We start from the raw sequence: 25,293 nt of genomic DNA on the forward strand, positions 1-25,293 counted from the left end.
AATTTATCAATCGGAAAAATAGTACTGACTTTCAATTCTAACTCATACAAACCGCAAGATGCTTAGGCTCATCTTACGGTTGCTGAGTATGATAAGGTGGGTAGATAAAATGGATTCTATGATTATGTAATCAGATGATTACCTCTTTATCTGGGATCAAAAGTACGCGTGTAAAAAATAATCCATATGCTTACTTCTAAGCATTTTTTCAGAAAAATGACGAGTAAAGTTAATCCGTGAAAGGATTATTTTTTTAAAACAGGAAGGAATTCGGAAGATTCTTTAGCTCTATAGTTTATGGAAAATACGTGTTTATGAACAATAGGATTTTAGCTACATAATCGTTTGATTGAGTTGTGTTCCAATTGCCATGTCCCGCTCCCTGGTACATTGTAGCCTGGTTGTAAACCCCATGGGCAGTAAGTTCATCATGTAAACGGGCCATTTGTGTTGAAGGGATCAATAGATCCGAATCTCCGTAAAATGAAATTGTTGGAGGAGAAGCTGCGGTTACCCTGAGCGCCGGACTGACTTCTTCAATCCCAGCCTGATTTTGGATGCCTCCGGGGATCAATATATTGTAAACAGAAGCATAAAGCGGATTGTTCAGGTAATTCGGGTCCGTGAGATCGGTCGGTCCGACCGTATTGCAAATCGCTTTTACATGATGATCCGGGTCAAATGCGTATGAGTAAAGCAGAGAAAGGTGTCCGCCGGCAGAATTTCCGAATAGAAAGAACTGTGAAGAAACATTGTATTTCGGATCACTTATTTCCGTTAAAGCCGATTGAATATCGTGGATTTGTTTCGTATAAGCCGGGCTTGTTTCCGAAGCCAGGCGATAATTGATATTGATAATCGCATGATTCGGATAGTAAGTCTTCAGAGAATTCAATAAATAGGTGAAATCTGCCTTGTCACCACCGGTCCATCCGCCTCCGTGGATCAACACGAAAACTTTGGTTGAAGCTGAACTCCGGTTGGCCGGAAGATAAATATCCATTTTCTGCTGACTTTCGGTGCCATAGGAAATATTCTGTAGATCGTAAGCCTGATCCGTATTGTAGCTTGGTTCAGGATCCGGATCGTTCTTTTTACAGGCCGAATTAACCAGGACCAATAAGAAAATCAGCGGGGTAATGAGTGTTTTCGAAAACCGGAAATTGAGATACATAACTTAAAGCCTTTGCACTAAAATAAGTTTTTTTATTCGCCTACAAAAAGCGTGCTGGGTTTATGTATCTCAAATCAGGGTTTGTACAGGCTGAATTAACACTTTTTGGCATTGATTTTGTTATTCACGGGTTTTTGCAAATGAATATGAATAAACTTCTTACTCTTTTAATGATTCTTATTGGTTTCTCAACAGCTTACGGTCAGATAGCTATCGGAACCCCGGGGGCGCAGCAAATCTTTGGTGCGGTTTCAAGCCTGGGAAGAGATATTGTCCGGGCTGCAGAATACAAGAAGGAGAAAGAAGCACAGGAAGCGCGCGAAGCGGAATACGCTGGTATTATTGCACAAGCGGATGAATTGTTTATTGCCGGGAAATACCGGGAAGCCGGTGAACTTTACAATCAGGCTTTAGGTCTCAAACAGGATCAATACCCAAGAGATCAGATCGCCAGATGCAATGCCGAATTAGCCCGGCTTAACAAAGAAGAATACCAGCTCCTGGTCGATAAAGCCGACAGTTCTTATGCACAAATGAATTACGATTTGGCGCTAAAAAATTACACGGAAGCACTCGCGAAAAAAGATCTGCAGTATCCGAAGGATCAGATCAGGAAAATCAAGGCAGATCAGGAACGCTGGGACAAAGTACATTTCAGTGGCTTACTGATTTCCGATTCCCGGACAGATGAACTTTCTTCCCGGGCATACGCCAATGATCCTTTTTCTGATTTTATAAAAGCCGGGAAGTATTTCCTGATCGATGAATTTTTGGTTTATTCCAACTTTCAGACATTGGACGGAATTGCTGTTCCTGCCAACACCCGGCTGGTTATTTACAGCGAACCGTATTTCAAAGGACAGGTACTGCTTGATGTGGTTGGTCCGGTAATCATTAATAATCAAACTAAAAAGTCTCATGCTGCTTCTGCGGAAGCTCATTCACGTGAGTTTATCGCACCGCTTCAAACGATTTTCCCTCCGTCGGTTCGAAGCTGGAGCAGTAGTGATATGAATAAATGGATCAAAGGTTCCATGGAAATTAGTACCCTTTAAAAACAAGATAATTATGAAAAGCATTCTTACATCTGCCTTATTGATTGGTTTTGCCGCTTTCTCCCCGGCGCAAAATTCCAGCAGAACACCTTCAGGTAATCAGGAAACAACCGGAAATAGTCCGCTTGCTGTTCGAAGTCCGGATGAAAGCTCAACTTCTGAAGCTATTGCAGTTTTGAACACCATTCGACAGGGCCTGAAAACAGAAACCAAAACGCAATCCGTTTTTACAGAAGCGGAATACCGGACACTAATCGGTAACGCGGATAATTTCACATTGGAACGGAAATACGATAATGCATTGGTGTTATATAACGAAGTCCTGAAAAACAAAGAGGATCAATATGCGAAAGACCGCATTCTTGAAGTTCAGGCATTGCGTGCAAAACAGCAGCAACAGGAAGAGCAACAGCAAAAAGATGACATCCTGCGTGCAAAGGCAGAGTCTGCATCATCCAATAATTCAGTGAAACACATCGTTCATTTTACAGGAGCCTTGTTATCGGATGAATTCTCTTCTTCTGGCGGGACTACTAAAATTTTCGATAGCCAGGATCCGTATTCTAATTTCCTGCGACCGGGGAAATACGACATACTTTCTCACTATTTGCAGAAATCCGGGCATCATACCCTGGATGGAATCGCGATACCTGCCAATACCCGCTTGATTGTTTATAAAAATCAATACTGCAGAGGAGAAATTTTGCTCGATATTACCGGTCCGGCAATCGTGAACAATGTCATCTGGTCTGAAATGGACGCTTACAAACAGGTCAACACAAAAGAATTCAACGAACAGCTTCAACCTTATTTTCCGCAGGCTACCCGCAGATGGAGTACGGGTAATATGCACGAATGGACAAAAGGATCCATGGAGATTCGGATGGAAGTTTCTGAGTGAGGTTTTTGAATGAGATCTCTTTAATCGGGAAAGGCCGCTTGTATTCCTTATTTACGGGATGACGAACGGCCTTTTTGATCAATAAAATAGAAAAAGTCGTCTGCACCCAACCGGGATTTCAGACGACTTTTCGTTTTTAAGCAAGAACAGCAGATTAACCAATCAGGTGAAAACGCATGATACTGTTTGCAGGTTGAGTTCCTGTCAATTCAACATACACTTTTTTGTTGTTGATAATAGCTGAAATTGCTGTTTCGTTGACCATGGAAGCAATCAGGGTCGGTACATAAAACCACGTGTTTTTGAATGCCCCGCTTTGGTCAGTAAGCATGACGTAAGCCCCACCGTTTTCGATTGGTCCTGATTGATTTACCGTTGCTACGGTCCATGTTGTTGCTACCGCTTTTTCTACAGCTGGTGTTCCTTGAGGAGATGCAATATTTGACATAATTTATTAAGTTAAATTTTCCTACTTATGAGGCTTTCGGATAGTTGCCTCCTGTTGATAACTGAACAGGAACAGGTCGTTTTTTTGAGTGGGTTCTGCTCCACCTTGTGAAATACTGGCTATAGCTGATGCAAAGATTGGAAGGAGTTTCGGCTTAGGTAAGAGTAGAAATAGGGGATTATTCGAAACAGTTAGATTCCCCTGTTTTTTCATTTTTAGCGGGTATTTATACCTGTTTTGGGTTGGTCTTAGTCAGGTCAGCAGAACTTTTAATTAGATTTGAAGTGTTCCTGAAAAGGAATGAAACTGGATTTTCACTTTAACTGCATTCACATGAAAAAGAAATTGCTCCTAATCAGTTCATTGATCCTGAATTGTACATTAGTCATCCTGTTGGCTTTCCGAAATTCCGGAAAAGACTCTCAAACTTCTCAGCATCACTTCCCGGTTGTTAATTTAACAAGTCATAGAGACAGCTTAACTACGGTTTTAGCAAATGTGAAACGTTTTGTTACTGTTTTTGATAGCACGGATCATGATATTCTTCGCGCTTTCACCATTTCCGGTCATGACATGCTGCAGGTAATGGGTGCGGACACGACTGTTATGAAACAATGCGTTTATGATAGTTGCAGGGCATATTTGGGATACGACATAAATCATCATTTCAAATTGTATCTCACTCCGGTTAAAAATCAAAGAGATGTGTTTTTAAACTTTGATCTGCGAAAAAGAGTCAACAATGTTCCGGACAAAAGCAGTTATGTGCTGGATCTGATAGCTCCATGTCCCAATACCTGTGATACTGCAAGTGCACTTTATACCTTTAAAATGCCCAATCGATGAATACCACCAAGCTGATGCTGGTATTATTTCATCTGCCGATATTTGCGGTGGCGATTCACGCTTTCTTTTTGTACAAAAAGCTAGATCTTGGACTGAAACTGCTTGCCGGATACTTATTGGGTACCGGAATCTTATACGCCATATCACTTTTTCTTTGGTTCCTGCACATCAATAATCTCTGCATTTTACATGTGATGGTGCCATTGAGGTTTGTGTGCCTGGTTTTGATCTACAAAAACATCCTGAACGGATATGTTCGTTGGTGGGCACTGTATTTGCTGGCCGCCGGATTTTGTGTTTACTCCGTAATAAATACTATTTACTGGGAGCCCTGGAACACTTTCAATTCAGGGGCAATGACTATCGAAAGTATTTTGATGGTGATCCTGTCTTTGTCAACTTATGTTTTTTTGATGGACAAACGCATGACAGAACATCTCAGGCATTCCTTGCGCTCTGTTGAATGGATTAATTCCGGAGTATTCATTTATTACACATCCTCATTGATTCTGATGTACTTCGGAGTGCATATTATCCAGGCGATCAATCCCGAATTGAGCAGATATACATGGATTGTCCATGCAATTCTCTCGGTAATTATGTATTATTGTTTTTGGAAAGCAATATGGAAACGAAAGACCACATAACATTCATTGAAACCCTTTTACCCTTTGTGGGGATCGTTTTCCTGATAGCCCTCGGGGTCGTTCTGTTGACCCAGCAATTCCGGAAAAATCTTTACAGGGAACAACTCGAACAGGAAGCTCTTAAGAATCAGCATCAGACAGAATTGCTGCGATCCAGTATTTTGGTGCAGGAACAGGAACGTAAACGAATAGCCCAGGATATGCATGATGATTTGGGAGCGGTACTCTCGATTACCCGGATGCATTTATTGCAGGCAGAACGAAAGATTGGCACTTCTAATGAAGAATTGCTTGGTGACTTGCAAAATATCCGTCACCTCACTGAAAACTCCATAGAAAATATGCGCCGGATCAGTCATGAACTGATGCCTCCCCAATTGGAAAAATTTGGAGTTCTCCAAACCCTGGAAACCATTTGTGAGCAATTGACTTCCGGAGGAAAAATAAATGCGGAATTGTTGGTGAAGGATCAAATTGTCATCGCGGATGAATTGATAAGTCTGACTCTTTACCGGGTTTGTATGGAATTGATTAACAATACGATCAAACACGCGGAAGCAACTCAATTGAAATTAATCATTTCCGCTTCGGATGAAAAAATTCGGGTACATTTCAGTGACAACGGAAAGGGAATACCCGGGGAAACCAAAAACCAGGGGGCAGGATTGAAAAACATAAAAAGCAGACTAAGTTTTTTTGGCGGAGACTTTACGATTGATTCCCGGAAAAATGGATTTAATGCTCTTGTTTCACTTCCGTTTCAACCAATTAAAGCAGTAGAATGAAAGAACGCATTGCGATCGGATTAGTAGAAGACCAGGCCTTATTCCGAAATGGAATCAAAGCTATTTTGGGGGGCTGGGACGAACTGGAGGTCATTTTTGAATCGGGAGACGGTTATTCGGTCATCGAACGCTTGCAGAAAAGTACAGACGTTCCCGACGTAATGTTGGTAGATCTTTCTCTTCCTCCCGACGGTGCCAAGGCCTATTCCGGCGAGCACTTAACACTTGATCTGGCAGCACATTTTCCTGAAATGAAAGTACTGATCCTGTCGGCCTATCAGGATGAACAGTTCATCGCACGTCTGATTGAAATCGGTGCACACGGTTACCTGGTGAAAGATAGTGATCCGCTCGAAGTATACCAGGCAATCATTAGTATCCGGCAAAACGGAGTGTACATCAATCAATTGGCCCTCAGGGCAATTCAGCGCAACTTCGGGAAAAAGACCAAAAGTTTGCTTCCTCCGGCCACCGATCTTACCCGGAGAGAAATCGAAATCCTGCAATTGACCTGTGAACAACTAACAGCTGAAGAAATTGGTGAGAAACTCTTCATCAGCGTAAAAACCGTCAATGGTCATAGAGCAAACCTACTCTTGAAAACCAATTCCCGTAACGTTGCCGGTTTGGTGATGTATGCCGTAAAGAACGGTTTGGTGGAGGTGTGAGGAATTTTATCTTGTCATTATTTAATAAACAAGAAAATCCAATGTGTTGAGCATTGGATTTTCTTGTATGTGAGCAGCAGTAGATAATGGTAATACAAAATCAATTCACGACTAACTTATAGCGAAACAATTTGCGTGTTTGAATTTCTACAATATAAGTTCCGGCAGGCAGCTGTTCTGAAACCATCGAATATTTTTGATTTGCTACGTTATCTGTCCGGTAAACAACTTTTCCGGTATTGTCAATGAGTTGAATGTACTCGATCGGATATTCGGAAGAGAATAATGTGAGTTTTTCATTGTTTAATGGATTCGGGTAAATATTCACACCATGATCAACATGCGATTCCAGTCCTGCACTTTGATCAATGATGGAAAAGTAATTTCTATTGGAAACTTCCGTATAAGAATCGTTGGTAAACATGACGATAAAATAATTTCCGATACTTGCAGGTAATAGAGAATCAGTCAGTGTTTTGCTTCCGGAAGCTTGACCGTTGAAATAAGAATAACTGACTAAGGGATCAATATTCGGATTGTCCTGCGCATGATAAATTCCAAGCCAGTCTTTTGCAATTCCGGGAGCATCGGTCCAGGTTGCGATAATAGATTCGCCCAAATCATAGATTGGTTTGTCGATCCATAAATTGGTGATTGTATCGCCAACGCTGAAGAAATAAGGTTCGCCGATCACCTCTATTCCTTTGAAATAATATTTGACACTGTAATACCCTTTTGGAATTGGGTTTACCACAAATGATTCGGAAGTTTGATTCACTTTTGCCGCAAATGCAGCAGGTTGAACACCATGCGTAAAACCAACTTTGATAACTTCAATGGAGTCAGCAATATGTGGCGCATTTTCAACGTATAAATTAATGGATTGACCAACAGGATATGAATTGGTGTCTGAAGTAATTGTCGGAATCAAACCATAATAGAAATAATCTCTCGGAGCAATTTCATTATAAGCATCCAATTCAAAGTAAGCAGCAAAATAAATATCGGAAGCAGTTAGAACATTCGATCCGAAATTCATTGTTCCATTTCCACCGGAGCAATACTGCCAGGAAGTGGAAGCGACAGGCCCTGGTGTTTGTCCGGTATGATAAATTCCAATCCAATCTGTTGCATTTCCGGGACCATTTGCATAAATGACCTGCAAGGGTGAGCCAAGATGGTATGAAGTGGAATCCATAGTGAGGTAAGGCAATGCAGAAAAGGAATTGTAAACGACTAAAGAATCAATCGGACTCCAATTCGACCAATTCAGGTTTCGATCACGGTGGCGGACTCTGATATAATGCTTTCCATTGCCCAGTGATCCGGATGGAATGGTGTAATTCAGGATGTTTACTCCCGCGTTCAGATCCCGCGTCGAATCAGCTGCCTGTCCGGGAGCCTGACCAAATAAATTTTCGTAATCTCTTAATTCATCCAGTTCCAAAACAGAGAAATCAGATGCTTGTGAAACCTGGAATTCCGTTGAGTTCAATAATTCGGTTGTTGAAGTACTAAATACGGATGATTGAACGGTGGTGGGCAATTCCAATGAATCTCCGAAATTAGTGGTAATTGAAGGAGTATTCGGAATTGCTTGGTTTTTATATCGATGAAACTCATCAACCAGTTCATTATTCTTCCATTCGGAGTTGGCAAACATCATAGGACTTCCGATCGAGTAAGTTTCAATATCTACTTTCCCATTAGTCACATCAAAGTCCATGATTTGATAACACCAGTTAGAAATGGTTTTTTGTATGTATTCAAAATCCTGCTCAGTTGATTGACCCCAATATTGATCCCAGGCAGTACCACCGGAAATAATATTATATACTGGTTTTTCTTTGAACTGACCCCGGGAATAAATGTGATGATGTGCACCGACATGCATAAAATATTTTTCGTGTTGCATACACATCGGGACAGCATTGTTTTTAATCCACGAAGAAATATCTCCGACATATTGTTCAGACTCATACGGGCGGTGACTGAATGTTAAAACCCAATCTACTGTATTGTCATTGTCTGCAGCGTTTAAAACTGATTGTAACCAATTGTATTGAGCAGTCCCTGTATGTTCCGAACTCAAACTGATAAACAACACATTTCCAACCTGCATAGAATAATAATTTTCCGTTCCTGAGCTTATGCCCTGATAAGCTAATTGATCCAGGTAAAAATGAGCATAGTAAGCGTTCATCCCCATTGCACCATATGTTTCATGATTACCAACGGTTGTTTGAATTGGGATATAACCCGACAATTCTTGATTGTAAGCAAAGTGAATATTTTTGTATTGTGTAAGATTTCCTAAATCCACCTGGTCACCAACCATAAAAGTCAGTTCAATAAAATCAGATGGATCACCACCATATTTTTCGAAGATTTTCTCTTTTGCACGATGCACCAGAGTATCATATCTTCCGGTAGTTTGAATTTGATTATCACCCATAATAAGGAACCGTAAGTGGCCGTCAGAAGAAGCCGCCTGTCCCGGAAGAGGTTTTGTTTTAAAACTCAGGGTATCCGATGAAAGTCCATTGGAATGAACACAATAATAATACTTCGTGTTTGCATTTAATCCGTTCAAAAGCCCGGTATTGTAATAATAACTGATTGTTCCATCATTAAACAATGATTGGTTACCGGTTACGGTAAGATTCAAATTGCCAGGAGAAGTTCCCAAAGAAATAGTTGAACTTCCTGCATTTTGCGAAATCCAATTGACATAAATCGAATTTGGAGTAGGAGCCTGAAGATAGGGCTTAATGGTCTGTGCAAATGTAAAAACTGAGAGTCCCCAAAAGCACAGTAAAATAACTGATTTCATAGTAATTTTTCTTTTGCACAAAGAAAGCTTGGAAGAATTACTAGCCTGTTAAGAGCTTATTATTTGACTGGCAAGAAATGGTGAGCTAAACAATAAATCGATTTAGTTCTGTAAATCAGCTTCCCAAAAGTGTAACCAAAAACACCTGCCTTCTTTCATCGGAAGTTGATAGATTTCCGGTTCACACCTAGGTCATGTATAGATCAAGTACGGGTCAAGTATGGATCAAGTATGGATATAGTATTAAAATGTTATGGATTTAACATCCCGAAATCACTCTCTTTAAGGACTAGTTCAACATTGATAACCGAACTTCCGTGTTCATCTGTGCTCCTCCGTGGGAAAGAATAAGCTTTAAGTTTTAAAATAAAATTCTCACAAATGTAAAATCCCTGATTGTAATTCGCAATTCGACATTAATTAAACTATTTTTGGCACAACTTTTAGTCCCTCACTAAAAACGAAATCTGAAATTATGCACAATACCTTATTACTCATCCTTCTTTTCGTTGTTTCGCTTCCTTCGCTCTTTGCTCAGGAAGCTGAGAAACTGAAAAAATATCAGTCAGCGGTTTCCAAACATACTTATTCCAAAGGTGATACGATAATTGTTGGTGAACCGGGGAAGAACGTGTTCAGTGCAAAGAAGAAATACAGCGGTATCTTTGTTAAAGACAAAAAGAATGTATGCGGATACAGCGAACTGGATTCTGTAATTTCAGGATCAATGTGTGTGATCAAAAATATCTTGTCATTTCAGGAACATTGCACCTTTGAGTTTAAAAATTCAGTGGTCTTCGAATTACAAGGGCCAAATAACCGCATCGTATACATGCCGATCGATAAGGCCTTACAGGCAAAGGAATTGATCGTATTCACCAGTCCGGTCAAAACAAGCGGTACGGAGTGGCTGGATGAACAAAACATGTTTCTTTTAAACCTGGAACAATCCAAAGGAAGTTCTGCGGATAATGCCCTGCGGTACTGCAAGCTGACTGATCCCCGGAAAGGAAAAGAATACGAACTGAATCTGAATCAGTTTGAAAAAGAAAAGAATGAATGGATCAAAAAACTGGATGTAGCCCGTAAACAGGTTCGAATGAAAGATACTTTCCTTCTTAGTTTGCCCGCCTACCTGGGGAAATACGCATTCGACAAGGGCGAGTTCCTGATTGTAGATAATCCTGCAGCTTACGGCTCAAAAGCATTGAAAGTTTCCAGCGACAATAAGGTGCTTTTTGATAATTATAAAAGTTTTTCAAGCATTCGGTCTGCTAAAGAGAATGCTGATTTTTTCCTCAATGTAAACACTCCCGACTACAACGGTAACCGGAAAGCATATGCCCTGATCAAAGTGATCTGTACTTCCATAACCAAGGAACCTGTTCCTGGCGGAGCAACTCCTGAAAATCCGGGGAATAACATTTTCCACCTGACGATCCTGGAGATTTCCATGACAGATTCCGAAAACCAGGATTACAATTACATCGGGATGAAGAAGTTGAAATGACTTTCCGCAAAATCGGTCTGAAGCGGAAGGCTGTTGATGTCTGTAATCGGGACAAGAGGTCGCGTAGCGAGCGAAGACGAATAGCAACAAACGTCAGTTCGAAAGCTATGAGGTAGCATTTTTGCCTACTTTTTTTGCCTTGGAAGAGGCCGCAAAGCGGGTGAAGACGAACAGCAACAAACGTTAGTGCGAAAGCTGTAAGGTAAAGTAGGGGTAATTCACGGTAACTTCCTATTGCGCGAAAACTGTCGCATCAACGGTAAAACCACCACCATCAGGATCGGCATACAAAACAGAAGTGAGGGGTTTTCATTAAGCGATGTACTTTCATCTTCGGTACACATGTTTTGGAAAACAACCCCGGCAAGCATGAAGAATTCGATCGAAAAAACAATGGCAGAAGCTAAAACGATTCCCATATTCTGGTTCAGGATATAAGAGAAAGGAGGGTAGAACAAATAAAGGAGCACAATGAGAATTACAAAGACCAGTAATCCGATCAGGAACCACAGGTAAGATTCCCAGTTGTTTTCAGGAATATCCCCCAAAGCAATTTCGCGGATCGCATCCACTGAAAAATCGGTAATACTATCCCTGATCTCCGGGTTCCCATTGGTAAACCGGGCAAGGTAAAAATGACTGTTCATGCGGGTAAACAAACCAACATTCTCAATATCGTCCTTCGAAAAAGGATCGCCCTCCACATAATAATCATCGATTACGTTCGTCGGATTCAGCAGTACTACTTCACTTGCCTTGATCATCAAACTGTAAAGAAAATCCTCTCCGATAATTTCAGGGTCCTTTTGTGTGTGAAAGAACACTTTGAGTTTCATCTTTGAAATGTCGTAATCTTTGGCAGCGTTCAGTACCATTCTTACTGATTTCACAAATTGAGCCATAGCCCTTTTTTCCTTGAAATTGAAATCCGGGAAATAAAGATTGATTGAACGGATCTGCGCAGTATCGGATTGAAGGGTTTTGAAAATGTAGGAAATTGCCCGGACAACTGCTTCCTCGTTGGTTAGAAAACGATTGGTGCGATAAGCCCCGGTGAAACGGAAAAGAAGCTCGTTACTTACGGCCCCGGCTACAGGAACGCCCGAGTTAAACTGTCGCTGTTTAAATTGCAGGTCCTCATCAAGGGAGAATTCCTTAATGGAAATACTATTGGACAAAGCTCTTGGGAACCGGTGGTTTCCAAAGTAATTGTAAAAAAGCTCTTTTCCCGAGACACTGCTCAGGTGACGTAAAATACTGTCAAGGATCTGCTGATTCTTAACCAGTTCATTCAAAGTGATTTTACCCTTGTAGTATTTTTTCAAAAAGGCGTCCGCATCGGAAACATAAACGGTATCGTGAATGTAGATGGTATCAAAATAAGGTTCGAAAAAGTAGGGGTCTTCCAATGCCGGAATATCCCACGGCGCCACGTAAGTTTGTCCGCGCTGTCCTTGCCCCGAAACCCGGAAAGCAAAGGCAAATAGTATCAATAGTCCTGCAATAATTTTCATAATCAATTCTTAATTCACAAGTTTTCCTTCTTTTTCCAGTTCTTTTCGGATGGTGGTTTTAAGCATTTCAAAATCGAGTTTCCCGGAAGCTTTAGGATGGTATAATTGTAAAGCACAGGATTGCACCACGTTGAGCATGCTTCCCCCGGAAAGTTTGATAATGGCCGCTTCACGCAGGAGTTCTTCCGATTGATCATCGAGCCATTCTTTCGGGATCAGGCGCTTCCATAAGTCATAGCGCAGTTCCTGGTTTGGAACAGGGAAGTACAAAATAGACTGAAACCTGCGGAAAAATGCCTCGTCCAGGTTGTCTTTAATGTTGGTTGCCAGGATGACCATTCCGGGATAATCTTCGATGCGCTGAAGCAGGTAAGCGACCTCCTGGTTCGCATGACGGTCATTGGAATCGGATGTTTCTGTTCGCTTTCCGAATAGAGCGTCTGCCTCATCGAAGAACAAAATCCAGTTCTGATGCTCAGCCCGGTCAAAGATCTTGGCCAGGTTCTTTTCCGTTTCCCCGATATACTTGGAGACCACCATCGACAGATCGATCCTGTAGACGTCCATCCCGTTTTGTTTTCCCAGAAGTGAAGCGGTAAGTGTTTTCCCGGTTCCCGGCGGACCATGAAACAAACAGCGGTAACCCCGTTTCAGAAACTTATCGAGTTTCCATTGCTCATTAATGGTTTTCCCGTGTTCCAGCCAGCGCGTAATCTGATCCAGCTCTTCCTTTAAATTATATTGAAGCACCAGGTCATCCCATTCCAATGGTGTTTCCATTCGACGGGCAGGAAAATCACTGCTGTAATCCGGACGATAATTTCCATCGTGATACACTTTGGCCAAAAGTTCATCTGAGGCGCATAGTTTTCCGCTTAAGTAAGGTTCTCCGGCTCCCTGGCCTTCCAGTCGAACAATATTTTCTTTATAAAACCAATGACTTTGATCAAACAGGTTCACCACCACTTTCCGTTTTTCCTCCGAGTTAAGAGCCAAAAGAAAAGCTGCAGTTTCACCTGTTGGCAGAAATCCGGTATGGGAAGTTCCTTTCCATCCTCCGAATTCGGTATACTGACGATCCAGGTTTTTATTGAGAATAAAAAACAGATCCAGGCTTTGCGGGCTCACATGTGGCATCAGGGCCAACAATAGAATTACCTTCTCTTCCCAGGAAAGTGCTTTGCCTGCCCACTTTTCCAGCTCATCGGTTTTTGGAAATGGAATTTCCTCCAATGATTTGTACTCGCTTTCCTGCCCGAAATAGAGCGCAAAAGCTGTGTGAAGCAGTGTTTGAAAGTATTGGATGGAGTTTTTCATATCTTATTTAGTATCCTGTTTTGGATTATAAATCCTCATTTGATATTTGTCCCAGAAGACGCGTGGATTGCCCGAAATCCGGGTCTCTCACTTCACCTGTGGGTAAATCGGTTTGCTCGGGTGAAGAAATTCTCCATCGTTTATTAACAGAAGATGAACTATTATTGAAAAGGTCATGAGGAGTTGTCTGTGCTTCCTGAATAGTGATCTCTTCCGGGATATCTTCTTCTCTGCCTGCATCAATATATTTTTGACGTACTGCTTCTTTAGCACCGGCGATATCGAAGCCCATACGCTGATAAAACCCCTGTTGAGTTGTTGCCGGTTTGGATACGACAGCTCCTGTTGCTCCTTTCGACAGTGCATCCATGGCCATAAGGTTTACAAGCAGTGCACCGAGTCCTGAACCCTCTTCAGGATGTGATTTTACATGTTCCAGAACAACATACAACTGATCATGGCCCAGGTTTATGTATGAGTATATCAGTTTCCCTGTTTGGGCTGTTTTTTTATTATGAGTCCCTCTATTACCGTTTTTACTAAGAGTTACTTCTTTGGCTTTTATACTTGTACCGGTGTGTTCTATATCGAAATAGCGGTTTGTCTCTTTGTTGTGATACCATTCTACAAGTTGGGCAGTTTCTTGCTGAGATTTGGAATTGCTCAGCGTTTTTTTTTCTGTTACTTCCGTTGCAGACAAACTTTTAGCTCCCATTACATCGGCTTCTTTTTCCAATGCACTGTCATCATTGATATTGGTAGTCCCTTTCAATTGCCGGGTGGGCTGTACACGTCCCTGTTTTTGCTGAACCACATGCCATGCCTCGTGAGGCAGATGCTTTTCCTGTCCCGGAGCTACATGGATATCTGTTCCCTGTGCGTAGGCATGCGCTTGCAGGGCTGAAGGCTTGTCGGAATTGTAATGTACTTTCACATCATCCAGGCTGTGCCCGGAAAGATTTTCAACACCTGATTTTAAGTTATCGGGCAAACCTGTTTTATTCTCCTTAAGTTGAGTTGTTTCAGGTTTCCCCTGAACAGGTTCTTCTTCCTCCGCAGCCAATTGAGTAGTTCCGCTTTTGTAGGCCTGAAGAATTGATTTTTTCGGTGCCTGGTTTTTAGCTTTCGTTTGAACGGAAGGATTGTTAAGCTGTTTTTGTTTTACACGTGTTTTCATAGGAATGATTTTAATTACCATAGATGTACTCCTCCGTTATGGCCATGTTTCCGGTGAACTTCCATGTCTACCAATACCATTTTATATGGGTTCTTCAAATGATGCCAGGTCCATTTGGACTTTCTGTAACTCGTAATTTGAGATGCTTTTCCGCTCTTTCCATACTTAACTTTGGATAATAAATGATCCCCGATTGCAAAATGTTGTCCCCGGTCTTTGGTGTTGATCGTTTTTCCTGCCTTATTCAAATCCACTTCAGTATTTGGATCAACCGGATTGCTCCACGCTGTAGGAGTACCATGAGGTGTGTCAAAGTTTATACATCCTTTATCGTCAGTTTTGTAAGCAACATTCTGGTAGCTTCCGTAACTTTTCGGACCTGAGACAACATTCGGTTTTCTTGCAAATTGCGTCACATTATTCGTTTCAATATAACCATCAATTGCTTCTTCGTCATCGTACTCTTCCAGTCCCTGGTGGTCTGCCCAGTTGATTGCTTCTTCATCACTATCGTCATAAGTGTCTTTTTCTGCGGATCCGCTAAATTCGCCATCTATAAATCTGCCTACAATTTCGTCCAGGCGATCTTCATATCCTCTGTTGATAAGGAACATACGCAAGGAATCCATGTCTTCAGCCGTTTTTAATTTGGTTTCGGATAAAATCTTTGAAATGGATCGGGTTATCGGTTTTAACTGGCTGACATTACCGGGTATTGCCTTTATGGAAAGAGATTGAGGACTTTCGCTATCGTTTTTTTGCTGAACAACCGCCTTAGCTCCCATCACGTCCGCTTCTTTTTCCAAACCTGCATCGTCATTGACCGCAACGGTTCCTTTCATCTGCATGGTTGGCTTTACCCGACCTTGTTTTTGTTGCGCCACATGCCATGCTTCATGCGGGAGATGCTTTTCCTGTCCGGGGGCCACATGAATGTCTGTTCCTTGCGCGTATGCATGCGCTTGTAAAGAAGCAGGTTGCGAAGAGTTGTAATGTACTTTCACATCATCCAAACTATGTCCGGAAAGGTTCTCAACTCCTGATTTTAAGTTATCCGGCAAACCTGTTTTATTTTCTTTTGCTTGTACTAGTCCTTCTTCACCGGATTTTAACTGGGCAATACCGCTTTTATAAGCCTGCAGAATAAGACCTTCATTGGCTTGATTCTGAGCTTTTACCTGAATGGAAGAGCCTTCTGATTGTTTGGATTGTGAATGTGTTTTCATACTCTGCAATTCTGTTTAACTACCTCTTTCGATCAGATAATTTCTTCGTCCTCCTCTGCTAATTGTGTTGTGTCAAACTTTCCCTGAAGGGGCTCTTCTTCTTCAGCAGCCAATTGTGCTGTACTGTTTTTGTAAGCCTGAAGAATAGATCCTTCCTGTGCCTGGTTTTTCGCTTTTGTCTGAAAAGGACTGCTTTGCTTTCCTCCACCTGTATTGATCTTACTTGCTTTCATATATTGTTCTTTTGAAATTTAATTTTTCTAAATTTTGCATTTTCAATTAACTTACCTCCATTTCACCTGAATTGCTTTCTGCATCCAGCTAAATTTAATAGTTCTGAAACTCCAGGGCACGTGGTCCAGCAGCATGTCGTATGCTTTGGATTCGACGGTGAGTAAATGCAGATCCTCTTGTTCTTCCAGCCTTCCTTCCCTGCGTAAAAAGCTTTCCTGTAAACCGGTAACGGTAGTGTTTGTCAAACGTCCCCAATTCTGTAAAACTCCCTCCAGCATTGCATGCACTGTATTCTTTTCTTCGTCACTGAGATTTGATTTGGCCGGGATTGGGGTTCCCGTTTTGAAATTGGTCAGAAGTTTATCTAGCTGCATGGTATATTCAGGAAAATCTTCGTCCCCGAAAACGGCGTATTGCATCAGGAAAATGGCTTTTATCCGGGCATCCCTGTTTTTAAACTTCCCGTTTTCCGTTAAGTCCATCATCGCAAAAAGCCGGGGAAGAAAGGGAGAGATCAAAACCAGGCCTGCATTGTCTATGTATTGGTTTGTATTTGCGTTCTCTTCTTCGGGTTCAAGTTCAGGCTCAGGTTCCGGATCGTTATCGGAATCTTCTTCTTTTACTTCCCCGGGAAGATTGTCCGGATCTTTTTCAAGTGCCAGGTGTAATTGCTTGAGCAGGACGTCCTGGCTTTTTGCTGCGATAAATTCCCCGATCAACTGGACCCGCTGGCCGCGACTCAAACTCTTTTTGATCAGGTTCCACAATTCATAGATGAGGTCTTTTTGACTCCGGTGCCTTGCATTTTTTGTAAACTGGAAAACGGTTTGCAAAAACAATTGGTTATGAATACGGATGTTCCATTTGCGCTGGATGAAGTCCATCATTGTCTTAACAGAATCCAAAATGGGAATAAGGAAATTCATCCAGTCCAAATCCTGTGAAATCGCATTCATCATAGGTGTGCTCCGCTCATTTTCTGCGAAGTAACTTAATAGCAGCTTCTTGTTTTCTTCCTGCTTCCTGATAAGTAAGGATGCACCGGCAGATTGTTCGGAAACCTCCGAATCGATCTTCAATTTGATGGAAGTTAGTATTTTGAACAGGTTGAAGGGCAGTGAGAAATTCGAGTTCTTGAAATCCGAACAGAAAAAATCAACCAGTTGTTTCAAGGTCAAATTGTAATGAGCTCCCGTTTTTTCTAAAATGCGCTGCACAATGTGTTCCTGATTGAATACCTGGTTTTTGACCTCTTCCAGCACATCAAACAGGAAAGTCCATTTCAATCGCTGAATGGAGACAATGGTACGTCCTTGGATCTTTGTTCCGTTTCCCGAATAATTCAGTACTTGCATGAATGCAGAGAGTTCGCTGGATTTTGAAGGAAGGATGACAGCTAATAAACGATGTCTGGCAGATTCTTTTAAACGGTCGAGCAATAGCTCTCTGAACAGAACAGAACTCAATTTTGCTTTTAGGTCAAGGATTTGTTCTTTATTCAATTTCGAATTTTCTTCCAGTAACTGGATTTGGAAATGAACGGAATCGAATGTTTTGCTCTGCTCGGATTTTGGTTTTCCCTGGATCCATTCTTGATAAAATTGCCGTATCAGTTCGCGGAGCCCGTTTTGAGTTTTCCACGAACTTGTTTCCTGGTAGGCAAAGGCTATTATTTGCCAGACTTCAATGTTGTACCGGGCAGAAAGGCGTTTAAAGACCTGCCACACCAGGTATTCCCTGTTGATTGAAGAACTTTTTGAAAGTGCCAGCAGAGGAAGAATGACCTGCCATTTGAAAAGTAAAAATTCGCCGCTTGATTTCCCCTGAAGTGCTCCGCTTTGGTTTTGCTTATTCAAATGCTGTGAGTATTCGATAACAAAATCCGCATCGGCAGGAACAAGTAAGCGCACGAGATCATGGATCTCTGTTTCGCGGAGTGGTTTAATGATTTGAAGAACGTTTTTCTCATTCTCAAGCAAAACACGCAGCTGGTTCAGATCATTTTCCTGTAATTTGAGTTTTTGACCGGACGATTTCAATTCGCGCAAGATGTGCGGCCACTCATCCGGTTTCTGGATACGGATCGCCATAAACGAATGGTACTCTTCTTTTTTTAATTCGTTTAGAATAACCTGTAGACCGGATGGAATGACATCCCCGAAATCCTGATCAAGAATAAATGTGAGTGTTTTCAACAGTTCACCATAGCTCAGGTTGACGTGCGATGCCAGGTTCGCGATCGTCTCACGGACGAAGAGTTTCTTATTGAATGCGGAACTCTGATTTCCCAATAAATAAGCATAAACCACTTTCCAGATGATCACCTTTCGTTCTTCTTCCCGGATAGGAACGCGCGGTGCTTCTGCATACTTGATACGCAAAAATGTTACGTAGGATCGAATGAACGAAAATTCCCTCGGAGCCATCAGTTTTACAATGTCAAACAAACTGGAATCTTCGAACTGGTAGATCATGCGGTGTTGAACACTTGTGTAATGGCCGTATGATTTCAGAAACGAACTCAATTCTTTGGACCTGTTTTTAAGCACCTGCTGAAATAAGATGCTTATATTTTTGAAGCGATTGGCTAAATTCCAGTTTAAAGTTCCATGGAGCAGAAATTGCTTTAAGGCTTCCAACTGGTAATCCGCTTCTTCGAGCCGTTTATCTTCTTTTCTCGTCGGGTATAAAAGTTCTCGTTGTAAAGACTCTTCTAACTTTTCCTCCAAAAGCCGTTCGAAATCTTTTTCGAAATCCTCTTCGGCAATGCTTCCCAGGTCTATGTCGAGTTTTGAAATTTCAATTTCGAATCCGTACTGATCGCAACGCATCAATACCCGGTCTGCAACGGCTGTTATGTGTTTTTCGGCAAAGAGCTCAAAATCGCGATACCAGCTCTGAATAAAAGATTCACTGCTGGCATTTACATGAAGCGCTATGGACGAAATACTGTTCATTGAATATCCTTTAAGAAGGGTTTACTCACCCGGAAAAATGCCTTGATTGATTCTGAAAAATGAACCAGTTCTTTGACTTTTCTGCTTGCAAGAGCTTCCCGCCATTTGTAATAGATTTGTTCAAAATCATAGATATAGTCAGGCTGTACCTGGTATAGTTTAATTCTTAAATGCGCGGGGAGTCGTTCTCTCAAAAGTTGCTCAAGGCGTTCGTGCATTTCTTCATTCTCAAAGCGGCTGGAAGCAATAATGGATAAGGTGTTCCCTTCATTTTCGTCGTGCTTATCCGGATGTGCAAACTGCAATAAGCGGTGCTCCACCAAATAAAATAAGTGTCTTTCCGGGTTCAGGAAACGTATGAATGCCCAAAATCGATTGGCGGAACGGATCAAATGCTCTCTGGTTCTGTAAGAGCCTAAAATCATCCAGTCTTCCTTTCCAGGATAGCGAAAAACCAGAATCCAGCGGCCGTTTTCGCTCAGCTGGATCATGCGGTAATTGCCGGCATTAGCCCCAACTTCCAGGAAGCTTTCGAATAGTGCATTCCTGCGGATGAGGCTGATCTCTGCTTGCAGGGAGGGCAAATATTCTTCTTTCCAATCCATTTCCTGCACCGGAATATTTTGTGGAGATTCATTAAAAATAGGATTGTAGAACACTCCGGAAATCGGAGCAATGTCTAAATAAACTTCGTATTGTTCGAAGAAAACGGAATCCGGAAGCAGGTCAAGCCCCTGTTTTTGGAGCAGTTCCCGGATCGGAATTTCAGACTCGATTTTCTTTCCGTGAAGCAGGGAAAACAATTCTTTGAACACCACATTGCTTTCGGTGGGACTTAATTTATTGAAAGACCGGAAACGGTTTCTATTGAGTTCGGGCAGTTCTTCTGTCAATGTTGCCCGGTAATTGATCTTTGATTTCGGAGGCTGGAAATCCTGGAAGAACTGTGCGGTATCTTCTCCGTACAAGGTGTCCAGGATATCAATAAATCCGGATTTTTTATTCTGAATGGATGTCGAATTCTGTAATTGATTGTTCTTACTGAATTTGGCCCTGTCGACTACTTTTGCCACGTCCGGGATAGAAACCAGTGAAACTGTTCCCGCCGGAGGAGTGTCCTTGAAGCTGATCAGCTGCGGAGCGCTTTGGATTTGTTCGGTTACATTCGCCATCATGAAATCCATCATAAGCAAATAGCCTTTTAACTGTAAAACGTGTGCTTTGTTGCGTTCGGAAGCTTCCTGGGGAAACCCGCGTGTACCGATTCCATAAACATCCGGGAAATCCAGTTGAAAGGAATGATAATTGTGGATTTTGATTGCTTCTTCGGATTTATCTGGTCCGTACGTCTTTTCAATCTGGGGAGTGTCTTCCTCTCTTTTCTTGCGTTTCCCCGCTGATTTTGTCAGGATTTGAATATCATCCCAGCGCAGATCTTCACAGAGGTTCCTGTTTTTATGATATAGGACAAATAACTCTTCTTTAATGTTCTCACTTGTAATTGCCGGGTTTCGTGTGGAAACAGAAGCACGGATGGAATAAAAGCCTTTCTTGAATTCCACTGAACAGCTTTCAAGGTTTTCAATGTTGTCGAGGAATAACTGCTCGTAATCCTCAGGTGTGACGATCGATTGAGCAAAAATAAGTTCGGCAGGTAAAATTCCTTTGCTCGCATAATCGGCACTGTCCGGACCAATGAATGAACGAAAAGGAAGTTCAAGCTTATACTGAAGTTCAAACAAGGCGTAGTTCATGTTGTCCGAAATGGTAACACCGGGATCATGGACGTTGAAATCTGTCCAGACATCACCGCTTAATTCCTGCAGGCGCTCCAGTGTTTTTTCCTGGAGTTCCTGGTAAAAATTGTCCGTACGTTCTCGTTTCCTTATAAACATAGCCTACAAATTTTCCATCAATGGGTTATCCCATAGTGATGTGATTGAACCTTGAATAGAAATATTGCCCCCAAGCATAAATCGTGTTCTGACCTGCAATTTGCAGGCACGCTCATTCCTGGATTTTACCCAGCGGATCAGCAGCTTGTTTCCAAACACGCCGAAATGAGACCTGATTTTTCGGATCCTGGGTTTTGCTCCGAAACAATGAGTAGCGTGTGCAACCAAAACGGCGTGTTTTCCGGTGTGGCGTTTTCCCATAACACAGATGACTTCCAATGCATGAATTCCTTCCAGGAAATCCGTCAGATCATGCCATTTTCCATCTGCTGAGATATTCTTCAATACTTTTTTTCCTGCGCGTTGCTCCGAATGCAGGGTTCCTTTCACGTTGATGTCACAACCTTCCTTGCCGATCTCAATTTCACCGTTTTGTTTCAATAGGATCAGTTGTCCCTTTCCAGTATCGTTGACATGACTGATCTTTAAATCGTTATTGAGTACGTCGAATTCCCAACGTCCACCGATATCATCTGTCATGTTTTGGAGAAAGGTCATTACTGTTCCTTCCTGTTCGGAGATGGGAGCAAGTTTAATCCCGGATTGGGCATCTTTGGAAAAACCGTCATCCAGGATATTGACAGTTGAATCAATTAAATTTTTAAAATCATCAGCGCTCGGACGTTGTCCCTTACTAAAACCTTCAATTAATGTATTTCTGTTTCTGATAGCCATGATGCTGTTATTTTCAGAGGATAAATGTTTTTCCGATCTCCATATCGCCTAAACCATAAGGATCGATCGATTTGTTTTTTTCCTCTATTTGTATAATGTGTGTTTCTGCCGGAACAAATAATTTGTACGGCCTGTTGGGAACAAGCAGCTCGGCTTCTTCTTCGTGTGTGTACAGATGGTAATAATTTCGTTTTCCGGCTTCGGTTTTATCCTGCGACACGCGAATAATGGCAAAATAATCTATCTCAGCCACAAAATCGATTTCCTTGATAGCATTGTAGATCCGTGAAATATGAATGGGCTCACCGAATTTCGGAAGGACATTCTTGGCTTGCCATGGTGCGATGAAATTGTCACAGATCTCTTGAATTGCTTCCAGGGATACTGCCTGGTTTTCATCCTTCAGACGGATCACACATTTTACCTGCAGTTCCTCGTAAACAGGATTGACAACGTCAACGATTACATTTTTGGAAGCGCGCTCACTCAGGTAATCTTCAATACGGGATAGCAGCCCCGAAGGAACCATCGGTTTTGAATTATTGATTGTTTTTAATTTGTTTTGTGGAATTACAACTACGGTAACAACACCCTGTTTGTCATTTTTCAGGTTGGTATTCGGAAGGCACAACACTTTGCCGATGTCCGAAAATTCCTGGAGTGTAAGTAGCTCAAAATCTCGCGCGGTAACTGCTCTTCCTCGATGTGTAACAAATTCCGAAACACGTACCTGCATACTTTTCAGATCTTCAAGTTCCTGTCCTGCATAATAAGAAGTGATCTGCTCAATGCTCGTAATCCCTGGGAGTTTTTTCTCCGGTTCAAGAAGTCCGTTTGAGTTTTTGAAGGACTGCATCTTTTCAACGGAAGCTTCATCGGTTTCCAGTACAACCAAACCGGCATTATTATAAACTGCACGTATTTCGGGAACAAACTCGTGGTTCTTCACAAATCCGGTCCGGATCCATAAAACACCATCTTTGTCATATAGATTCGGAGGAATGTGAGGCGGAAAGTGATAAACTAAATTCCCGCTTACGGTCATTTGCTTTGTTTCGTCTTTCAAAATAAAACCGCGTGGAATTTCTTCCCAGTGGTAACCATCGCCCCAGTACATAATGATCTTGGGAATATCATCCACGGTCATCTCGTTGCTGACGGCTTCAAAAACGATAAATGTTGAAAAGACCTCGTCTCCTTTTACATTTTTAAAACCCATTAAAATACTGGCATCTGTTTGCTGTGAAAAAACAAAGGGAATCCCGGTATTGGTGCTGGAATCAACAGACGACACAACCCCGAAAGGATGCAGCTGGTCTACCAGTACATGGCTGTTTCGGGTATTTTTCCGCAGGTCAATAATGTCTTCCGAACGGTAATTCAGAGTGATGTTTTCTACATGTGGAAAAATGGGAGGAAGTAACACCGGTAGGCGTTTTTTTCTCCATTTCTTCATCATCATGCGTTCCGTGAATAAATCCCGGTATTCCTGGCTGCCAAATCCCATATCCGGACTTTCAAGCGTTAGTTTTACAAAACCGGTACGGGTTTTAATAGTGTATTTGTAGGTGTCTTCGGAATGCTCGAAGGGTACCATTTTTTTGACTGATATTTTCGGGAAATCACTTTCGTCTGAAACAGCCTTATCCAGTTTTGCAGCATTCGGATCATCCACCTCGGCATCCCGGAATAGCGAAAAGCCACTTTTCCCTGTAGTAGGAAACCAGCTGTTGTCGCTCAAATAACGTGTGCGGATTTTAAAACTGTTATTGTCAATCTGTCCGGGATATGCGGCATAATGTCCTTTTAATCCCTTCGGATGCAAGGGAAGCTGGTTCCATTTGACGCAAATATCGATACTGCTGGTGTTTTTAATCGCCATTTCGTAATTCCCGATTGCCATCCAGGTTCCTGCAGAAGTATTGATTCCAAAAGGAGGAAATGATTTCGAATTGTCAATTTTACCTAATTCATTGTAAACCTGGACATCATTGATTCCTTCCACTTTCGTTCGGATCAGGATTCGCTGAATCCGCAATTTGTGGATCCACGAATAAGGGTAGAGCCAGGCATCGAAATTGAGCCGGATTTGTATTGCAGGGAATTCCGATTGAAAATGATGAACTTCTTCCGTACATCCAACTGTGGAAGGGAAATCTTCCGGAAGCAAAAACTTCAGGATCAAACGGTTTCGGGTCGTGTCTTTTTTTACTTCGAAAATAGTCACGTTGGTCCAGCCTGTCGGAGTACTAATGGTTATGTAAAAGAGGTTGTTGAAAATGTTTGCCCGGATTTTCTGACGAACTCCCTGGACCCTGGTTAATTCCCGTCGGTCTAATTTCAACGCACTTAATTCCTGTTTGGTGAATTTCAGTTTATGTCCTTTCAGATTGCTTAACTTGATCTTTGCTAATTCTTCCTTTACCAGTTTGAGTTGCTTCGCTATTTGCAGATCGGTTGTGTTGAGCGACTCTAATCTTTGCTTCTCCCACTTGAGTTTCTCCCATTTGAGTTTCACTAACTCGAGTTTTACTAATTGAGGTTCTATCTTTTGAAGCGTTTTGAGCCATTCTTTATTTTCGGCTTCGAAGTAAATATTCACTACCCGTTTTCCTTCTCGTAAGAGTAGAGAAGGGGCAGCAATCCGGATCCCGATAGCACGGGTCTCGCGTGAAAATTCATTGTCGAAGATCAGCGTGCGGTCCTGAACGGGTTTATCGTGCAGGAGATCCCGTGTTTTAATTGCTGTTACAAAATTCAGATTTGCGGCAGGGTAGTGGTAAGGATTTCGCTCAAAACAAACGGTGTACGCGCTCAGAGCTTCAATATCCTGGACAACCAATTCGTTTTCAAGACGATAGGTCAGTACGTTTTGATCTGTGTTTTTCCGGTTGAAGCCGGTATTTTTTTCAATAGTGATTGTTCCCGGAGTGGCTTTGTCGAATGCAAGCCATACGCGATCTCCTTTTACGGAAAGCGGACTTACTTTGAGGTATTCGGTCAGGTACCAGTTTGCAAAATCATTCCAGCGACCATTGTATTTCTCTGTTACCTTCTGGAGGTTTTCTATAAAAGCAAGGAGCAAAGCCTGGGAAGGTTCCATTTTACCGATCGCCTCGTGGGCATGCTTCATCTGGATGTTTTCACGCAAAGCTTCCAGTTCGCCCAGGAAATCTTCAAAATAGCCTTCCGGAATCTCTTTTTCGTTGTAAAAGCGGATCCATCCTGCAATTCGAATCAGTTTTTGGAGCATAGCGGCCTTGTCGTTGTCCAGCATTTTAAACGTGCCGGGAACGTGCAAGCGATCCAATCGATCCTTTCTGCTATGTCCGTCTCTTGATTTCATTTATTACCTTTTCAATTCAATTTTA

The 25,293-nt window shown here is 42.0% G+C and carries 19 protein-coding genes; 7 read left to right on the plus strand and 12 right to left on the minus strand.

All coding sequences use genetic code 11. The annotated features are described in order from the left end of the window. Positions 1-295: 295 nt before the first annotated feature. Positions 296-1,174 carry an alpha/beta hydrolase gene (locus K0S23_RS06300; RefSeq protein ID WP_300355580.1) on the minus strand — a complete coding sequence of 293 codons (879 nt, stop codon included), beginning with the start codon at positions 1,172-1,174 and terminating at the stop codon, positions 296-298. 62 nt (positions 1,175-1,236) lie between these two features. On the opposite strand from K0S23_RS06300, the gene K0S23_RS06305 reads away from it, so the two are divergent. Both K0S23_RS06305 and K0S23_RS06310 read left to right on the plus strand, forming a co-directional pair. Then, the gene (locus K0S23_RS06305) at positions 1,237-2,229 is read left to right on the plus strand and encodes a hypothetical protein (protein WP_300355581.1); all 993 of its coding nucleotides are present in this window, start codon (positions 1,237-1,239) and stop codon (positions 2,227-2,229) included. A 13-nt stretch (positions 2,230-2,242) separates the two neighbouring features. Next, positions 2,243-3,130 (plus strand): hypothetical protein, encoded by an 888-nt coding sequence (locus K0S23_RS06310; RefSeq protein WP_300355582.1) that lies wholly within the window; start codon positions 2,243-2,245, stop codon positions 3,128-3,130. Positions 3,131-3,284: 154 nt separating this feature from the next. Here K0S23_RS06310 and K0S23_RS06315 read toward each other — a convergent pair whose 3' ends face one another. Continuing rightward, positions 3,285-3,578: a hypothetical protein gene (locus K0S23_RS06315; RefSeq protein WP_300355583.1), complete on the minus strand. Its 294-nt coding sequence runs from the start codon at positions 3,576-3,578 to the stop codon at positions 3,285-3,287. Positions 3,579-3,911: 333 nt separating this feature from the next. Here K0S23_RS06315 and K0S23_RS06320 point away from each other — a divergent pair, with 333 nt between their 5' ends. Genes K0S23_RS06320 through K0S23_RS06335 form a run of 4 tightly spaced genes read left to right on the plus strand, consistent with a single transcriptional unit; the run spans position 3,912 to position 6,524 of the window. Further along, the gene (locus tag K0S23_RS06320) at positions 3,912-4,424 is read left to right on the plus strand and encodes a hypothetical protein (protein WP_300355584.1); all 513 of its coding nucleotides are present in this window, start codon (positions 3,912-3,914) and stop codon (positions 4,422-4,424) included. After that, a complete protein-coding gene (locus tag K0S23_RS06325; protein WP_300355585.1) occupies positions 4,421-5,071 on the plus strand; it encodes a hypothetical protein in 651 nt (216 codons plus the stop codon). The genes K0S23_RS06320 and K0S23_RS06325 overlap by 4 nt, the downstream gene beginning before the upstream one ends. Continuing rightward, entirely contained in the window at positions 5,050-5,856 is an 807-nt protein-coding gene (locus K0S23_RS06330; RefSeq protein WP_300355586.1) for a sensor histidine kinase, read from the plus strand. Before K0S23_RS06325 ends, K0S23_RS06330 begins: the two co-directional genes overlap by 22 nt. Beyond that, on the plus strand, positions 5,853-6,524 hold the full coding sequence (locus K0S23_RS06335) for a response regulator transcription factor (RefSeq protein WP_300355587.1): 672 nt from the start codon (positions 5,853-5,855) through the stop codon (positions 6,522-6,524). The genes K0S23_RS06330 and K0S23_RS06335 overlap by 4 nt, the downstream gene beginning before the upstream one ends. Positions 6,525-6,624: 100 nt before the next feature. Here the strand turns inward: K0S23_RS06335 and K0S23_RS06340 are convergent, their stop codons facing one another. Continuing rightward, the gene (locus K0S23_RS06340) at positions 6,625-9,357 is read right to left on the minus strand and encodes a fibronectin type III domain-containing protein (protein ID WP_300355588.1); all 2,733 of its coding nucleotides are present in this window, start codon (positions 9,355-9,357) and stop codon (positions 6,625-6,627) included. A gap of 475 nt (positions 9,358-9,832) precedes the next feature. Between K0S23_RS06340 and K0S23_RS06345 the strand changes: the two genes are divergently transcribed. Continuing rightward, positions 9,833-10,867 (plus strand): DUF4852 domain-containing protein, encoded by a 1,035-nt coding sequence (locus tag K0S23_RS06345; protein WP_300355589.1) that lies wholly within the window; start codon positions 9,833-9,835, stop codon positions 10,865-10,867. 218 nt (positions 10,868-11,085) lie between these two features. Here K0S23_RS06345 and K0S23_RS06350 read toward each other — a convergent pair whose 3' ends face one another. Genes K0S23_RS06350 through K0S23_RS06390 form a run of 9 tightly spaced genes read right to left on the minus strand, consistent with a single transcriptional unit; the run spans position 11,086 to position 25,268 of the window. Continuing rightward, complete coding sequence (locus tag K0S23_RS06350; protein WP_300355590.1) at positions 11,086-12,381, minus strand: hypothetical protein; 1,296 nt, start codon at positions 12,379-12,381, stop codon at positions 11,086-11,088. A gap of 9 nt (positions 12,382-12,390) precedes the next feature. Continuing rightward, a complete protein-coding gene (locus K0S23_RS06355) occupies positions 12,391-13,698 on the minus strand; it encodes an ATP-binding protein (RefSeq protein ID WP_300355591.1) in 1,308 nt (435 codons plus the stop codon). Positions 13,699-13,723: 25 nt separating this feature from the next. Continuing rightward, positions 13,724-14,875 carry a DUF4157 domain-containing protein gene (locus K0S23_RS06360; protein ID WP_300355592.1) on the minus strand — a complete coding sequence of 384 codons (1,152 nt, stop codon included), beginning with the start codon at positions 14,873-14,875 and terminating at the stop codon, positions 13,724-13,726. Positions 14,876-14,889: 14 nt separating this feature from the next. Beyond that, entirely contained in the window at positions 14,890-16,101 is a 1,212-nt protein-coding gene (locus K0S23_RS06365) for a DUF4157 domain-containing protein (protein ID WP_300355593.1), read from the minus strand. 32 nt (positions 16,102-16,133) lie between these two features. Further along, positions 16,134-16,334, minus strand: coding sequence for a hypothetical protein (locus tag K0S23_RS06370; RefSeq protein WP_300355594.1), 201 nt, complete (start codon positions 16,332-16,334; stop codon positions 16,134-16,136). A 51-nt stretch (positions 16,335-16,385) separates the two neighbouring features. Then, a complete protein-coding gene (locus tag K0S23_RS06375; protein ID WP_300355595.1) occupies positions 16,386-19,292 on the minus strand; it encodes a contractile injection system tape measure protein in 2,907 nt (968 codons plus the stop codon). Continuing rightward, a complete protein-coding gene (locus K0S23_RS06380) occupies positions 19,289-21,187 on the minus strand; it encodes a hypothetical protein (RefSeq protein WP_300355596.1) in 1,899 nt (632 codons plus the stop codon). The genes K0S23_RS06375 and K0S23_RS06380 overlap by 4 nt, the downstream gene beginning before the upstream one ends. 3 nt (positions 21,188-21,190) lie before the next feature. Then, the gene (locus tag K0S23_RS06385) at positions 21,191-21,922 is read right to left on the minus strand and encodes a hypothetical protein (protein ID WP_300355597.1); all 732 of its coding nucleotides are present in this window, start codon (positions 21,920-21,922) and stop codon (positions 21,191-21,193) included. Positions 21,923-21,935: 13 nt separating this feature from the next. Beyond that, complete coding sequence (locus K0S23_RS06390) at positions 21,936-25,268, minus strand: hypothetical protein (protein ID WP_300355598.1); 3,333 nt, start codon at positions 25,266-25,268, stop codon at positions 21,936-21,938. Positions 25,269-25,293: the final 25 nt, after the last annotated feature.

The sequence above is a fragment of the Fluviicola sp. genome (assembly GCF_029266855.1).
Classification (GTDB): Bacteria; Bacteroidota; Bacteroidia; order Flavobacteriales_D; family Crocinitomicaceae; genus Fluviicola.

What these genes read in the sequence shown, in the direction of transcription:
- K0S23_RS06300 (WP_300355580.1), bottom strand. Translation starts at nt 1,174, where the DNA reads ATGTATCTCAATTTCCGGTTTTCGAAAACACTCATTACCCCGCTGATT.
- K0S23_RS06305 (WP_300355581.1), top strand. Translation starts at nt 1,237, where the DNA reads ATGTATCTCAAATCAGGGTTTGTACAGGCTGAATTAACACTTTTTGGC.
- K0S23_RS06310 (WP_300355582.1), top strand. Translation starts at nt 2,243, where the DNA reads ATGAAAAGCATTCTTACATCTGCCTTATTGATTGGTTTTGCCGCTTTC.
- K0S23_RS06315 (WP_300355583.1), bottom strand. Translation starts at nt 3,578, where the DNA reads ATGTCAAATATTGCATCTCCTCAAGGAACACCAGCTGTAGAAAAAGCG.
- K0S23_RS06320 (WP_300355584.1), top strand. Translation starts at nt 3,912, where the DNA reads ATGAAAAAGAAATTGCTCCTAATCAGTTCATTGATCCTGAATTGTACA.
- K0S23_RS06325 (WP_300355585.1), top strand. Translation starts at nt 4,421, where the DNA reads ATGAATACCACCAAGCTGATGCTGGTATTATTTCATCTGCCGATATTT.
- K0S23_RS06330 (WP_300355586.1), top strand. Translation starts at nt 5,050, where the DNA reads ATGGAAACGAAAGACCACATAACATTCATTGAAACCCTTTTACCCTTT.
- K0S23_RS06335 (WP_300355587.1), top strand. Translation starts at nt 5,853, where the DNA reads ATGAAAGAACGCATTGCGATCGGATTAGTAGAAGACCAGGCCTTATTC.
- K0S23_RS06340 (WP_300355588.1), bottom strand. Translation starts at nt 9,357, where the DNA reads ATGAAATCAGTTATTTTACTGTGCTTTTGGGGACTCTCAGTTTTTACA.
- K0S23_RS06345 (WP_300355589.1), top strand. Translation starts at nt 9,833, where the DNA reads ATGCACAATACCTTATTACTCATCCTTCTTTTCGTTGTTTCGCTTCCT.
- K0S23_RS06350 (WP_300355590.1), bottom strand. Translation starts at nt 12,381, where the DNA reads ATGAAAATTATTGCAGGACTATTGATACTATTTGCCTTTGCTTTCCGG.
- K0S23_RS06355 (WP_300355591.1), bottom strand. Translation starts at nt 13,698, where the DNA reads ATGAAAAACTCCATCCAATACTTTCAAACACTGCTTCACACAGCTTTT.
- K0S23_RS06360 (WP_300355592.1), bottom strand. Translation starts at nt 14,875, where the DNA reads ATGAAAACACGTGTAAAACAAAAACAGCTTAACAATCCTTCCGTTCAA.
- K0S23_RS06365 (WP_300355593.1), bottom strand. Translation starts at nt 16,101, where the DNA reads ATGAAAACACATTCACAATCCAAACAATCAGAAGGCTCTTCCATTCAG.
- K0S23_RS06370 (WP_300355594.1), bottom strand. Translation starts at nt 16,334, where the DNA reads ATGAAAGCAAGTAAGATCAATACAGGTGGAGGAAAGCAAAGCAGTCCT.
- K0S23_RS06375 (WP_300355595.1), bottom strand. Translation starts at nt 19,292, where the DNA reads ATGAACAGTATTTCGTCCATAGCGCTTCATGTAAATGCCAGCAGTGAA.
- K0S23_RS06380 (WP_300355596.1), bottom strand. Translation starts at nt 21,187, where the DNA reads ATGTTTATAAGGAAACGAGAACGTACGGACAATTTTTACCAGGAACTC.
- K0S23_RS06385 (WP_300355597.1), bottom strand. Translation starts at nt 21,922, where the DNA reads ATGGCTATCAGAAACAGAAATACATTAATTGAAGGTTTTAGTAAGGGA.
- K0S23_RS06390 (WP_300355598.1), bottom strand. Translation starts at nt 25,268, where the DNA reads ATGAAATCAAGAGACGGACATAGCAGAAAGGATCGATTGGATCGCTTG.